Annotated in this window: 8 protein-coding genes; 1 reads left to right on the top strand and 7 read right to left on the bottom strand. The window is 73.1% G+C overall.

Translation table 11 applies throughout. The features are described 5' to 3' along the window. Positions 1-15 precede the first annotated feature (15 nt). The 7 genes from IF17_RS0122270 to IF17_RS0122240 all read right to left on the bottom strand — a co-directional run bounded on the left by IF17_RS0122270 (position 16) and on the right by IF17_RS0122240 (position 11946). Positions 16-1599, bottom strand: a complete 1584-nt coding sequence (locus tag IF17_RS0122270; RefSeq protein ID WP_030568643.1) for a nitroreductase family protein — start codon at positions 1597-1599, stop codon at positions 16-18. Positions 1600-1652: 53 nt separating this feature from the next. Continuing rightward, on the bottom strand, positions 1653-3614 hold the full coding sequence (locus tag IF17_RS0122265) for a TOMM precursor leader peptide-binding protein (protein WP_051884089.1): 1962 nt from the start codon (positions 3612-3614) through the stop codon (positions 1653-1655). Beyond that, positions 3604-5946, bottom strand: a complete 2343-nt coding sequence (locus IF17_RS0122260) for a TOMM precursor leader peptide-binding protein (RefSeq protein ID WP_030568640.1) — start codon at positions 5944-5946, stop codon at positions 3604-3606. Before IF17_RS0122260 ends, IF17_RS0122265 begins: the two co-directional genes overlap by 11 nt. A 5-nt stretch (positions 5947-5951) precedes the next feature. After that, positions 5952-7844: an AfsR/SARP family transcriptional regulator gene (locus tag IF17_RS0122255; RefSeq protein WP_032772436.1), complete on the bottom strand. Its 1893-nt coding sequence runs from the start codon at positions 7842-7844 to the stop codon at positions 5952-5954. A gap of 50 nt (positions 7845-7894) precedes the next feature. Continuing rightward, positions 7895-8191 (bottom strand): hypothetical protein, encoded by a 297-nt coding sequence (locus tag IF17_RS0122250; protein WP_030568634.1) that lies wholly within the window; start codon positions 8189-8191, stop codon positions 7895-7897. Positions 8192-8575: 384 nt separating this feature from the next. Further along, complete coding sequence (locus IF17_RS0122245; RefSeq protein WP_030568633.1) at positions 8576-11161, bottom strand: ABC transporter permease; 2586 nt, start codon at positions 11159-11161, stop codon at positions 8576-8578. After that, entirely contained in the window at positions 11158-11946 is a 789-nt protein-coding gene (locus IF17_RS0122240) for an ABC transporter ATP-binding protein (RefSeq protein WP_026242141.1), read from the bottom strand. The genes IF17_RS0122245 and IF17_RS0122240 overlap by 4 nt, the downstream gene beginning before the upstream one ends. Positions 11947-12346: 400 nt before the next feature. Here IF17_RS0122240 and IF17_RS0122235 point away from each other — a divergent pair, with 400 nt between their 5' ends. After that, positions 12347-12970, top strand: coding sequence for a histidine phosphatase family protein (locus IF17_RS0122235; RefSeq protein ID WP_030568631.1), 624 nt, complete (start codon positions 12347-12349; stop codon positions 12968-12970). The last annotated feature ends 119 nt before the right edge of the window (positions 12971-13089 follow it).

Raw genomic sequence — 13089 nt, 5'->3', positions numbered from 1 at the left:
CCTCGGCTCCCCCGCTCAGGCGATCTCGTAGCGGAAGTCGGCCGGTGCGGGCCGTTCGTTGCCGATCATCATGATCAGCAGGGGCGCCTCGCCCGTCCCTTCGAGGCCGAGCTCCTCGATGTAGGAGATGTTGTCGAAGCCGAGGGCCACTCCGCACCCCAGGTCCACGGCGGAGGCGGCGGTGTAGACGGATTGGGCGACGGCCCCGATGGTGGCGTTGACCAGGCGGTATCCCCGGTCGCCGACCGCGTCCAGGACGGCGGTGGTCCGGACGGTCGGGACGAGCACGGCCCCGGCCTGCTCCAGGTTGTAGTTGGCCAGGAAGTAGTTCTTCTGGAGGAACTCCCCCGGCCGGCCCTCCTTCACCCACCGCAGGCTCCGCCGCTCGGGGTCGTACGCGTACGAGCCCGGCGCCAACCCCTCCACATGGCCGACGAACGCGTACAGCTTGGCGAGTCGCACCTCACCGGTGTCCCCGCCGAGCCGCGATCCGGCGACCGCCGCCGACAGGCAGGCCGCCAACTGCGGCCGGGTGACGGGCTGCTGGGCGTCGAAGCGGCCGAAGCTGGAGCGGCGGTCGCGCAGGGCGGTGCGTACGTCGGTCTCCAGCGGCCGGGCCGGGGGCAGCTCGACCTCCGTCGCCGCCGGATCGACGGGATGCGCGGCGGCCGGGGCCAGCGCACCGGGGGCGGGCCGGGCGGTGGCGTCGGCGGAGGTGGCGGCCTGCATGCGGAGCAGGGCGTCGAAGGTGAGGACGGTACGGGAGCGCTCGACGTCCTTGCGGCGGACGGCGGCAGGGGCGGCGGCCGATCCATCTGAACCAGGCGCGTATCCGGCCCACTTGAGCGGGACGACCGCGAAGATCCCCTCCTCCTGCGGGTCGGCCCCCAGCAGGGCCGCGAGCCGCTGCTCGTCGAACCAGAGCGCGGGCTCGACGGCCAGGCCCCGGGCCGCCGCCCACATCCGCCAGGTCTGGAGGCAGGCGCCGAGGTCCATGGAGACGGCGTGGAAGGAGAAGCTGTTGTACTTGAAGGAGTTCTGCCAGAACTTGATGGAGAGCACCAGATACTGGTCGGTCGCCGGGCCCGGCGCGCCCTCCCCGAGCGCGGCGCGCACCTCGCCGGACACATCGCCGGTGAGGAGCCGCTGCATGGCGTGGTGGCGGGTGGAGTAGTAGTGGACGCCCGGCGGTACGGGGCCGCTCGGCCCGGAGACCCAGTGGACGCCGACCGGGTACAGCCCGCCTCCGGAGGCCGAGCCGCGCGACCAGTTGGCCAGCGGGTAGAAGGGCAGAGCGCTCAGGTCGGTGTTGGCCTGGACGCCCAGGCGGCGGCCGGTGAGCCCGTAGGAGTCCCGGAGCATTCCGGAGAGGGTGGGGAGGTCGAACTCGCCTTCCCCCGGGGCCCCTTCGGTGCACAACCCCCGGTCGAGCGTGGCGTCGGCGGGGTAGGGGGCGTCGGGCAGCGGGAAGCTGTCGGCGCCCGGGTAGAACTTGGCCTTGCGGGGGCCGTCCTGCCAGTTCGGTACGTAATCCGCGGGGTCCATCGGGACCCGGCCGCGGTGCATGATCGCGGCGGCGTATTCATGGGCGTATCCCATGGCGAGCTCCTTGGTCACGGCAGAGGAGGGAGCGGAAGGCGAAGGGGGCGCGTTCATGGGAACGGGTGCGGGGCCGGGTTGAGGTCGGCGTCGGTGAGGTCCGCCGTACGCAGCCCCGCTTCGCGCAGCGCGGTGCGCAGCCGGGGCATGCGCAGGGCCCGCTGCCGGCTCCAGCCGAAGTCGATCGGCAGCAGGCCGGGCACGAGGACGCTCACCGTGGTGAGCCCGAGGGCGCGCTGCTCGGGCATGGTCTGGTCGACCACGACCACGTCGAACCCGGCGCCCGTGACGGCGTCCACGCACCGCTGGAGGTCCTCGCGCAGGTCGTCGGAGACGGGGAGGACCGGCCGGGCGCCGGGCCCGTCCCCGTACAACTCCGCGAAAGAGAGCGGTGGTTGCCGTACGGATCCGGGCGCGCCGAGCAGGAAGTCCGCGTGGTCGCCCATCTCCGGGATGCCGTACGCCAGCGGGTGGTCGTGGAGCGCCGCCACCTGGTCGAAGTCGTACGCCATCGCCCGAAGCCGCTCCTCGTCCCGCTCGGTGCGGCCCTGGAGGTTGACGGCGTCGGTGGCGATCTCGCAGAGCGCCCCCGCGAGCGCTGCCTCCGGGTCGAGTCCGGCGCCCGCGCCGAAGCACATCCGGCCCGGGCCGCCGTCGGGGCGGACGGCGACCCCGGTGACGACGGGGATCGGGAAGGAGATCCGGGTGTCGAAGAACCGGGCCTCGTAGCCGTACATCTCCAGCCGGTCCACCATCTGCCGGGTGGCCGGGCGGCGGCTGGTGCGCGGGTCGATCTCGGGCAGGGCGGCCCGCCCGTACCAGGAGAGCAGAAACGCGTCCCGCTCCACCACCTCCATCAGCCCGAAGTAGACGGCCTCCTCCAACGCCCCGCCCGACGCACAGCCGTTGGAGCTCTCCTGCACGAACCGGTTCTCCAGCCCGGGCGCGTGGTAGTACGTGAGCACCTCGGGCACCAGCACGGTCTTCCCGTCCCGCAGCGACCAGCCCCGCACCCACGGGATCTCCCGGTCCGAAGTGAAGGGCAGCACATGGGGGTTGGCGGCGTGGAAGGCGTCGGAGTAGAGCCCGACGACCCGGGGGTCCACCGCTGCCCGGCCCTCCGCCCGCAGCCCGTCCAGGCTGGCATGCACCTGGGCGCGCTTGGCCCGCGACCGCATGCCCGCGTACCGCTCCAGGCCTTCCAGCACCCCGATCCGCACACTCTCGGCGAAGGTGTCGGCGTGGCCGCCCCAGAACGTCTCGCGGAGGTAGGGCCCCGAGCGCATCGAGAAGCAGCCGATGGTGGCGGAGGTGGAGGTGGACGAGACGTCCTGGACGACGGAGGGGCCGAGCGAGCCGCAGACCGGGTTGGCGTACGGCTCGACGGGGAGTTCGTACGAGCCGATGTCCCGGACCCGGAAGCTGCCCGGCCGCAGCTTGGGTGCGGGCTTCAGGGTGAGGGTGGCGGCCGCGTCCGTGTCGGGCTCGGGGGTGGAGCAGACCGGGCACTCGGGGTCCGGGACGAGCGGATAGTGGCGTACGGCCAAGGTCTGGAGGTCGACCAGATGGACGGCGGGGAAGGCGCCCGTCTCCGGTCCGCCGCCGTCCAGCCGGGCGGCGATGAGCCCGGCGAGCGTCTCCGCCGCGAAGGGCGTGACGTACGGGGACGGGCCCGCCGCCCGCGTCCCGTCGCCGAGCTCCAGCGCCTCGCGCAGCGCGACCGAGCGCACGGCCTGCCAGCGGCGCTCCAGGCAGCGGGCGCAGGGCAGTTGCCCGGTGTCGCCGGAGGCCGGGAAGGGGCCGACGACGGCGTGACGGCCGTAGTAGCGGACGGGGACGGCGAGGGCTGAAGGCCTTCCCTCGGCCCTGAACGCGTCGCGTACGCCGAGGGGTTGGACGTCCACGGGTGCGGTGGCGGGCCGCGCCCGGCCGTGCCGGGCCAGTCCTGCCGACAGCAGCTCCGCGAGCAGGTCGGTGGAGTCCGCCAAGACGTCCGTCCGGGTCTCAACGGGCATCGGGGCCGCCCTCGCCGTCCACCGTCAGCAGCACCCGGGCCGTGGCGATGGAGCCCGACGGCAGGTCCGCCGGGGTCGTCCCCACATACAGGGCGTCGCGCCCGGCGGACCGCAGCCGCTCCAGCACCGCGTCGAACGACGTCTCCGGCCCGTCCACCGCCACGGGCTCCCCGCCCACCGCGATCGCCGCCGGGGCCAGGTCCCCCAGCAGCGGGTCACCGAGGTCGACCACCGCGCCCGGGTCCTCGGCGGCGAGCTGGACCTGGCCGAGCAGGTCGCGCAGGGCGGAGGCGGCCGCCGTACGCCGGGAGAGCCCGGCACCGACCGCCCAACGCCCATGCCCGGAAGGCCCGTTCGCCTCATCCGTCGCCCCGTTCGCCCCATGGGTCGGCCCGTTCACCTCGCGGGCCAGGACCACGTAGGCCGAGGTGCGGTCCGCCTCCCCCAGGTCCAGCAGCTCCACCGCGATGTCCAGGTTGGCGGCGGACTTCAGCAGGAACACCAGCTCCGGGTCGCCCCCGGCGCCCGCCTCGGCCGCGACCGGGCTAACCCGGGTCGTGCCCCGCACCGCCCGCACGAGCGCGTCGTGCGCCAGCGCCGAGAGCAGCCCCAGCCCCGCCGCCTCCGCCGCACTGCCGCCCGCCCCGGAACCGGCCCGGCTCGCCAGGTGCGCCCGGTCGCGGTTGTGCGGGCCGAACGGGCGCAGGGCCGCCGCCGGGACGCGTACGGGCTCCTTGGTGATCAGAGAGGCGGCCGTGATCCAGGCGGTGGGCTCGGCACCGGTGCCGCCTCCGGTGGTGAGGGCGGCCGGGTGGAGGGCCCGTACGGTCGGGGAGTCGTCACGCGGGGTGAGCGGCACGACATGCTCCACGTACACCTCCGCCGCCGCGTAGAGCGCCCGCATCCGCGCCCCCGCCAGATGGTGCACGTCGAACGCGGCGATCCGGCGCCGCACCCCGCCCGCGAGCGCCACCTCCACCCGGCTGAGCTTCAGCGGGGTCTGGGTCAGCTCCTCGTCGTCGTACCGGCGGAAGATCCCGGTGTACGGGCGCACCAGCGCCGTACTGACCCGGTTCAACTCCTCGACCAGCCCCTCCGCGTCCCGGGCCGTCTCCACGGTCGGGGTCACGGGCAGCGCGAGGGCGTCCGGCAGCGCGGGGGCGGGCTCGCGCGCGTCCAGGGCGGCGCAGCGGGCGCACCGGGGGTGGGGCTGGACCGGTTCGGCCATCACGTCGAGCGATTCCAGGTCCTGGACGAGGACCTGGCCGTCCGTCTCGGCGGGCAGGGCGCCGGTGGTGAGGCGGAAGATCTCGTAGCCGACGAGGTTGCCGACCATCGCCGCGACCGGGCCGGACAGGGCCTCGCCGGAGGCCGGTACGGCTCCCGCCGCCTCGCTCCACAGCCCCTCGGCGGCCCCGGCGTCTACGTTGCCGCCGAGGCGCAGCAGGGCGCAGGACCAGCAGCCGGTGGAGGCGGCGGTGGAGAGCGGGCCGACGATCAGCCGGCGGCCGAAGAGCCAGGCGGGGATGAGCGTCACGCCTTCGGGGACGTCGGCGGCCAGCAGCCGGTGGGTGCGGGCCCCGGCGCCGGAAGCGGTGACCACGACGACGTCGTACCCGTCCAGGTCCGCCCAGCCCGCGTCCGTACCGGCTCCGACCGTCCCGACCTCGGCCCCGGCCCCGGCGGCCTCGGCGGCGATGTCGTCGTGGGCCGTCGCGGTAGCGGTTGCGGCGTGGGCGGCGGTCGTTCCGATCCGGGCGCAGCCGTTGCGCAGCAGGCTCAGCACGCACCAGCGGGCGGTCTCGTCGTCACCGAGGACGGCGACGCGGGTGGTGCGGTAGCGGGCGAAGCGGGCGGGCGCGTCGTCGGTGTAGTGGTCGACGTAGGCGATCTGGGCGGCGAAGCGCTCGGCGATCTCCGGGCTCAGCCCGTCGTCCCCGGCGGTGTCCGGGTCCGTCGCCGGGATGTCGCGGGCGAAGCCGCGCGCGTACAGCGTCTTGACCAGTTCGGCGGCCATCGCCCGCTGCCCCGGGCCGAATCCGGCGCACAGCTCGTCCAGCCGGTGGTGGCCCGTGAGGTGGGGGACGATGAGGGAGGCGAAGCGGTAGGCGGTGCGGCCGGTGAGGTGGAAGCCGCCGTCGGCGTTGTGGAAGAGCACCCCGCCGGGGGTCTCGGTGAACAGGACGTCCCGGCGGATGCGCGGGCGGGTCCCGGCGAGCGCGTCGAAGGCTCCGGTTCCGTTTCCGGCGGGGGCGGCGGGGGCGGCAGGTGCGGGGGCGGACCCGGTGGGCGCGGCGGCGGGGGCGGGTGCGGGGGCGGCGCTCTCGGCCATGGGGATCACACCTTCTCTGTGCGGCGGTTGCGGATCCGGACGGTTCTTCGGAGGTGGGCGCGGAGCAGGTCGTGGATGCGGTACGGGCCCGGCGGCCCGTCCTCCAGGAGCCCGGCGTCGGCGAGCTGTTCCAGGACGTCTTCGGGCACGTGCGGGTGGTCCTTCCTGCCCTCCGGGCCTTCCGGGCCGTCCGCGACGTCGGCCTCGCCCAGCAGCTCCGGCGGGCCGGCGCCGATACGGAGGAGCGCCTCCGACAGCCGGGGGTCGAGGCGGTCGAGCGCGCGGTCGAAGAGGCCGCTCACCGAGTGGTCCGGGGAGTCGGTCAGGGTGAGCCGGGCCAGCGGGTCGTCGCCCAGCCAGTCGACGGCGTCGCCGAGACGCAGCCCGGGGCGGGTCAGCAGGCGGGCGGTGAGGATGCGCAGGGCGGCCGGGAAGTGGCCGCAGAGCGCGGTGAGTCGCCGGGCCGCGCGGGGTTCGGCCTCCACCCGTTCCGTACCGAGGGCGGCGAGCAGCAGCGCGTACGACTCCGCCTCCGTGAAGGCGGTGAGCCGGTGCACCCAGCCGCCGTGGGTGGCGATGAGGCCGCCGAGCCCCATCCGGCTGGTGACGACGACGGCGAGGTCCGGCGGTGTGAGCAGCGGGCGGACCTGGTCGGCGTCGACCACGTCGTCCAGGACCAGCAGGGCGCGCTCGCCCGCCCGTGCGGGCCCCAGCGCGGCGGCCACCTCGGCGGCGACCTCGTCCGCCGTACGGGGGTGGCCGTCCGCCCGGGTCATCCGGACGAGCAGCCGGCCGGCCGGGAAGCTGTCCCGCACGAGGTGGGCGACGTGCTGGGCGAGGGCGGACTTGCCGATGCCGGGGGCGCCGGAGACCAGGACGGTGAGGGGCCGTTGGCCGTCGGCGCCCGGGGGCGGCGGTGCGGTGAGGCGGGCGGCCATGGCGGCGGCCTCCGCCTCGCGGCCGGTGAAGTGGGGGACGACGGGGACGGGACCGGCTCCGGGGGCGGCGGCCGGGAGGGGGACGGCCGCACCCTGGATGACCCGCGAGGCGGCCCCCGGGACCGGGACCGGGACCGGGCCCGGGGCGGGGGCGGGGGCAGAGGCAGGCGCGGGCGCGGGCGCGGGTTCTACGGCGGCACGCGCTGCTCCGCCGGCCCCCAGATCCTCACCGCGCAGGATGGACAGCTCCAGCTGCCGTAAGGACGGCGAGGGGTCCACGCCCAGCTCGTCCAGCAGGAAGCCCTTGACCCTGCGGTACTCGGCGAGGGCCTGGGACTGGCGCCCGGTGCGGTAGAGGGCCTCGATGAGCTGCTCGTGGAACCGTTCGTGCCCCGGATATACGCGCGTAGCGGTCCACAGGTCGACCAGTGCCTCGCCGCAGCGCCCGAGCCCCAGCAGAAGATCGCAGACCCGCTCGACCGCGCGGAGCCGCTCCTCGGAGAGCCGGGGCACCTCGTCCCGGTGCAGGACGTCGGACCGTACGTTGGCGAGCAGCGAGCCCTGCCAGAGCGAGAGGGCGTCCTTGAGCGTGTAGAGCTCCGCCTCCGGATCACCTGCGAGGGCTGTTGCCCGGCGCACCTGGTCGCGGAAGCCGAGGAGGTCCAGGGTGGGGGGTCCGGCAGTGATCCGGTAGCCGCCGGGGACCGCTTCGATGGCCGTACCGGTGACCCCGTGCTTGGTGAAGAGCCGCCGCAGCCGCAGGACGCAGGTCTGGAGGGCGGCCCTGGCGGTGGCGGGCTGGTCCTCGCCCCACACCGCCCGCTGCAAGTAGTCGGCGGAGACGGTGGAGTTGGCGTGCAGGAGGAGCGCGGCGAGCAGGATGACGGGCTTGGAGGGCTGGAGGACGACGACGTCCGGGCCGTCCGCGAGGGCCAGCGGCCCCAGGAGTTGGAAGCGCATCACGATCGACGCCTCCGGGTCCGAGCCCGGCATGGTCGGCAGGACACCTCCTAGTCCCAGCCGTTGACCAGCTTGCACACCCGGACGGGGCCGGATTCCGGCGGCAGGTGGCCGATGACCCCCGCCAGTTCCGTACAGACCAGCCGGGTGACGTGCTCGGGAACACCGGCCGACTCGGTGTGCGTCGCGGGGGTGGCCGGGGCGGCCGGGGCGGTCCGCTGGGGGGCGTCGGCCGCTGCGGGGCCGGCCAGCAGGGTGACGGCGGCGAGGGCGATACCGGTGGCGAGGGCGGCGGCAGCGGTGCGGGGTGAGCGGCGCGGCTTCGGGTGGGGCGAAGTCCTGTACACGTTGTCCCCTTTCGGCGGTGGGGGTCCATGCCGGGGTGTCCCGGGTCCATGCCGGGGGTGTCCCGGTAGGGACGACGATGCCAGCGCGGAACGGGGACGCAGAGGTGCAGTCGTGTCAGCTTGCTGCACACGGCGGCGGCCGCCCGTGCAACAAGCTGTCAGGGCCCGCCGTGACCGGCGGGCCCTGTCGGGGAAGCGGGTGGGGCAGGGAGCGGAGACGGGTGGGGCAGGGGCGGAGAACGGATTCGGCCCCGGGGCGTTTGGAGGAACGCCCCGGGACCCGCCGGTCATCCTACGGTGAACTCCGGCTGTTGAAGGGCCTGTTGAAGGGCCTGTTGAGGGGCCTGGGCAGAGGGCCGTTCAAGAGCCTGTTCAGCGGTGGCCTCAGCCGTCCGTCGCGATGGCGTTGAGGACGTTCATCCGGCCCGCCCGGAAGGCCGGGACGAGTGCGGCGAACAGTCCGACCAGCGCCGAGCAGGCGAAGACCGTGAGGATCGTCGGCCACGGGATCTCCAGGACCTCCAGGCCCTCCAGCGCCAGCAACTTCTGCGCCGCCGTTCCCCAGCCCATCCCCAGGCCCAGTCCGAGCAGCGCGCCGAAGAGGGCGATGACCACGGATTCCAGGCGGATCATGCGGCGGAGCTGGCGGCGGGAGAGGCCGATGGCCCGCATCAGGCCGATCTCCCGGGTCCGTTCGACCACGGAGAGGGCGAGGGTGTTCACCACACCGAGCACCGCGACGATGATCGCGAGGGCGAGCAGGCCGTAGACGATGTTCAGCAGTTGGCCGATCTGGTTCTTCAGGTCCTCCTTGAAGTCGGCCTGGTTCTGCACCTTGTAGACCGGGTACTCGGCGAGCGCGCTCTTGAGGGCCGCGTACGCCTCCTTCTCCTTGCCCTCCTCGGCCTTGCCGAACATCGCCACGTTCTGCGGCATCCGGTCGGCGGCGACGAAGGAGGTCGCCGTGGTGATGTTGGTGTACATCGCGCCGCGGTCGATGTTGGTGTCGTCGGAGGTGATGGCGGCGACCTTCAGCTTCGCGCTCTCCCCCGTCTTGAGCGCGATGGTGAGGGTGTCGCCGACCTTGACCCCGTGCTTCTCGGCGTAGTCCTCGCCGACCGACATGGCGTTCTTCCCGTACGCCTTCGCCAGGTCGCCGGAGAGGGCGGTGCGGCGGACGTCCTGCTGATAGGTCGGGTCGGTGGCGGTGATGCCCTCGTCGACCGTCTTGCCGTTCGGCGCGGTGATCTTCGCCTTGATGTACGTGTAGTCCGTCAGGTGCTCCAGGCCGGGCACGGCGTGCAGGGCCTCGGCGGCCTGGGGCACGATCGGACGGCCCGCACCGCTGTCCTGGACGATGAAGTCCGCGCCGACCGACTTGTCGAGCTCCTCGGTGGCCGAGGCCACCATGGAGGACCCGACGACGGAGAGGCAGGCGACCAGGGCGAGCCCGATCATCAGGGCCGCGCCGGTCGCTCCCGTACGCCGGGGGTTGCGCAGCGCGTTGCGCTCGGCCAGCCGGCCGACCGGGCCGAAGAGCCGCAGGACGACCACGCTGAGGGCCCGGACGACGACACCGGCCAGCAGCGGGCCGATCACGATGAAGCCGATCAGGGTCAGCAGCACACCGACGGCGAGGAACCCCGAGCCCTCGGTGGCCTTGTCGGCCTGCGTCGTCGCCCAGAGGGCGGCGCCGCCGGCCCCGGTGAGGACCAGGCCGATCCCGGCCCTGACCCAGCCGGACCTGCCGTCGGCGGGGGTCCCGGCGTCGCGGAGGGCGGCCATCGGGGAGACCTTGCCGGCCCGGCGGGCCGGGATGTACGCGGCGAGGACGGTGACGACGACACCGAGCACGAGGCCGATCACGGGGGTCGTCCAGGCGACGGTGAGGTCTCTGGTGGACAGCTCCATGCCCACGGCGCCCATCAGCTTCATCAGCCCGACGGCGAGTCCGATCCCGGCGGCGACACCGAGGACGGAGCCGACGATGCCGAGGAGGACCGCCTCCAGCAGCACCGACCGGTTGACCTGCTTGCGGCTGGAGCCGATGGCCCGCATCAGGCCGATCTCGCGGGTGCGCTGGGCGACCAGCATCGAGAAGGTGTTGACGATGAGGAAGATGCCGACGAGGAAAGCGATCCCGGCGAAGCCGAGCATCGCGTACTTCATGACGTCCAGGAAGGCGCCCATGGAGTCCTTGTTGGCGTCGGCGGCCTCCTGCTGCGTCTGCAGCTTGTACGCGGCGGAGCCGTCGAGGGCGGCGGCCACGTTCTTCTTGAGCTGGGTGTCGCTGACGCCGCTCTCGGCGGTCACGAGGACTTGGGTGAAGACGTCGGGGGCGCCCAGCAGGTGCTTCTGGGCGGTGGCGGTGTCGAGGTAGACGACGGCCGCGCCCGGGTTGGTGACGGTGAAGGACGCGATGCCGCTGATCTTCGCCTTGAGGTCACCGGTGGCGGCTATGGTGCGCAGCTCGTCGCCGATCTTGAGCTTGTGCTTCTTCGCGGTGTCGCCGTCGACCATCACCTCGGTGGGGCCGCGGGGTGCGTGTCCGGAGGTGATCTCCATCGAACGCAGGTCGTTGTCGGTCCAGTTGCTCGCGATGGTGGGGGCGCCGGTCTCGGAGCCCATGTTCTTGTTCTCGCTGTCGACGACGGTGACCGCCATGGAGAAGGCGGCCCCCTCCGCCTTCTTCACGCCCTCGGCCTTCTCGACCTGCTGGACGAGCGAGGCGGGCAGGGAGGCGGGCTTGCCGTTGTCGGGCTGCTCGTCGTTCTCCTCGGCGTCCTTCGGGCTGACCGTGACGTCCGGGGAGGAGACGGCGAAGAGCTTGTCGAAGGTGGTGTTCATCGTGTCGGTGAACACGAGGGTGCCGCAGACGAACGCCACGGAGAGCAGCACCGCCACCGCGGAGAGGGCCATCCGGCCCTTGTGCGCGAAGAAGTTGCGCATCGAGGTCTTCCAGACAGTCATGACGTCCGCCCACGTGCGTCGAAGTGCTTCATGCGGTCGAGGACCTGGTCCGCGGTCGGGTTGTACATCTCGTCGACGATGGAGCCGTCGGCGAGGTAGAGCACCCGGTCCGCGTAGGAGGCGGCGACGGGGTCGTGGGTGACCATGACGATGGTCTGGCCCAGCTCGTCGACCGACTTGCGGAGGAAGGAGAGGACTTCGGCCCCGGCCCGGGAGTCCAGGTTGCCCGTCGGCTCGTCACCGAAGATGATCTCCGGCTGGGCGGCGAGCGCCCGGGCGACCGCGACGCGCTGCTGCTGGCCGCCGGAGAGCTGGGTGGGGCGGTGCTTGAGGCGCTCGGCGAGCCCGACGGTCTCCACGACCTGGCGCAGCCAGGCGGCGTCGGGCTTGCGGCCCGCGATGTCCATCGGCAGCGTGATGTTCTCCAGCGCGTTGAGCGTGGGGAGCAGGTTGAACGCCTGGAAGATGAAGCCGATCCGGTCGCGCCGGAGCTGGGTGAGCTTCTTGTCCTTGAGCTTGGTGATCTCGGTCTCGTCGAGGAAGATCTCTCCGGACGTCACCGTGTCGAGCCCGGCCAGGCAGTGCATCAGCGTCGACTTGCCGGAGCCGGACGGGCCCATGATCGCCGTGAACTGCCCGCGGGCGATGTCCACGTCGACGTGGTCGAGCGCGACGACGCGGGTCTCCCCGCTGCCATAGGCCTTGACGACCTGCCGCGCTCGCGCCGCGACGGCCGTACGCCCTCCAGTGCCCCCGTGCCTGGGAATGGTTACAGCCGTTGTCACGGTATATCTCCTATATCGGTTGGTGACGTGCCGGTCGGTGACGATCCGGTTGTTGGCCGGGTCATGTCGATGGATGACGGGACGTCGCTGCGTACGGTCCAAGTCTGGGTTCAGCAAGCTGTCCGACGCGATGGTGCCCAGCGCAGTCTTGAGGTGGGGTTTTCCCCACCCTCCCCCCTGCTGCCGGCCCCAGGCGCGACGTAAGAACAGGTTAAGGAAACGCCCTCGCTCTCCACGTCCTCCGCCGGGAGGAAGGGGCCCTGGCCACTATGAGGGGGTGCCCCCTAGGGGGAGTCGTCCTCCGGAGGGAGGCGGGGTCAGGGTCGCCCTCGGGGAACCAAGGACCGGAAGCGAGGCGTCCACCGAGGACATGATCACCAGCGGCCCGAAGGGGTGGGGAATGACCGCCACAGCCACCCGCTACCTCCACCTCGTCCGGCACGGCGAGGCGACACCGGACGAAAGCGGACTGACGGAGAACGGCCGCCGCCAGGCCACCCTCCTCGGCCGCCGCCTCCAGGGCATCCCCTTCGCGGCGATCCACCACGGCCCGCTGCCGAGGGCGGAGGAGACCGCGCGCCTGATCGGCGACGAGCTGGACAGCGTACCGCTGCACCGCTCGCCACTCGCCGGCGACTACGTCCCGTACGTACCGCACCGGGACGAACTCCCGCCGGAATCCGCCGACCTCTTCCTCCGCTTCCTCGCGGGAGCCGGGGAGGAGGAGCGGGAGCACGGGCCCGCCCTGGCCCGCCGCGCGCTGGAGCGGTTCACCGGCCCGGTCGACGGCGAGGAGGACCGGCACGAACTGGTCGTCTCCCACAACTTCCTGGTCGCCTGGCTCGTCCGGGACGCCCTGTACGCCCCCGAGTGGCGCTGGCTCGGCCTCAATCACGCCAACGCGGCCCTGACCGTCATCCGTTACCCGCCCGACCGCCCGGCCTCCGTCCTCCTGATCAACGACATGCGCCACCTCCCCGCCGACCTGCGCTGGACCGGCTTCCCGCCCGAGCAGCACCTCTGACCCCATAGCTTCGGCAGGCACGACCCCACCGCTTCGGCGGGCCCGACCCCGCCGCCAGCCTCTTCCGCGCGTACGACCTCGCCCGAACGCCCCCACGCCGCCCCCCGGGATGAGACAGT

This window comes from Streptomyces cyaneofuscatus (assembly GCF_000718135.1).
Classification (GTDB): domain Bacteria; phylum Actinomycetota; class Actinomycetes; order Streptomycetales; family Streptomycetaceae; genus Streptomyces; species Streptomyces cyaneofuscatus.
This window is presented reverse-complemented; position numbering and strand designations above follow the sequence as displayed.

Excerpts from the sequence above, each read along its gene's own strand:
- IF17_RS0122245 (WP_030568633.1), bottom strand. The coding sequence starts at position 11,161 with ATGACTGTCTGGAAGACCTCGATGCGCAACTTCTTCGCGCACAAGGGC.
- IF17_RS0122235 (WP_030568631.1), top strand. The coding sequence starts at position 12,347 with ATGACCGCCACAGCCACCCGCTACCTCCACCTCGTCCGGCACGGCGAG.
- IF17_RS0122265 (WP_051884089.1), bottom strand. The coding sequence starts at position 3,614 with ATGCCCGTTGAGACCCGGACGGACGTCTTGGCGGACTCCACCGACCTG.
- IF17_RS0122255 (WP_032772436.1), bottom strand. The coding sequence starts at position 7,844 with ATGCGCTTCCAACTCCTGGGGCCGCTGGCCCTCGCGGACGGCCCGGAC.
- IF17_RS0122270 (WP_030568643.1), bottom strand. The coding sequence starts at position 1,599 with ATGGGATACGCCCATGAATACGCCGCCGCGATCATGCACCGCGGCCGG.
- IF17_RS0122260 (WP_030568640.1), bottom strand. The coding sequence starts at position 5,946 with ATGGCCGAGAGCGCCGCCCCCGCACCCGCCCCCGCCGCCGCGCCCACC.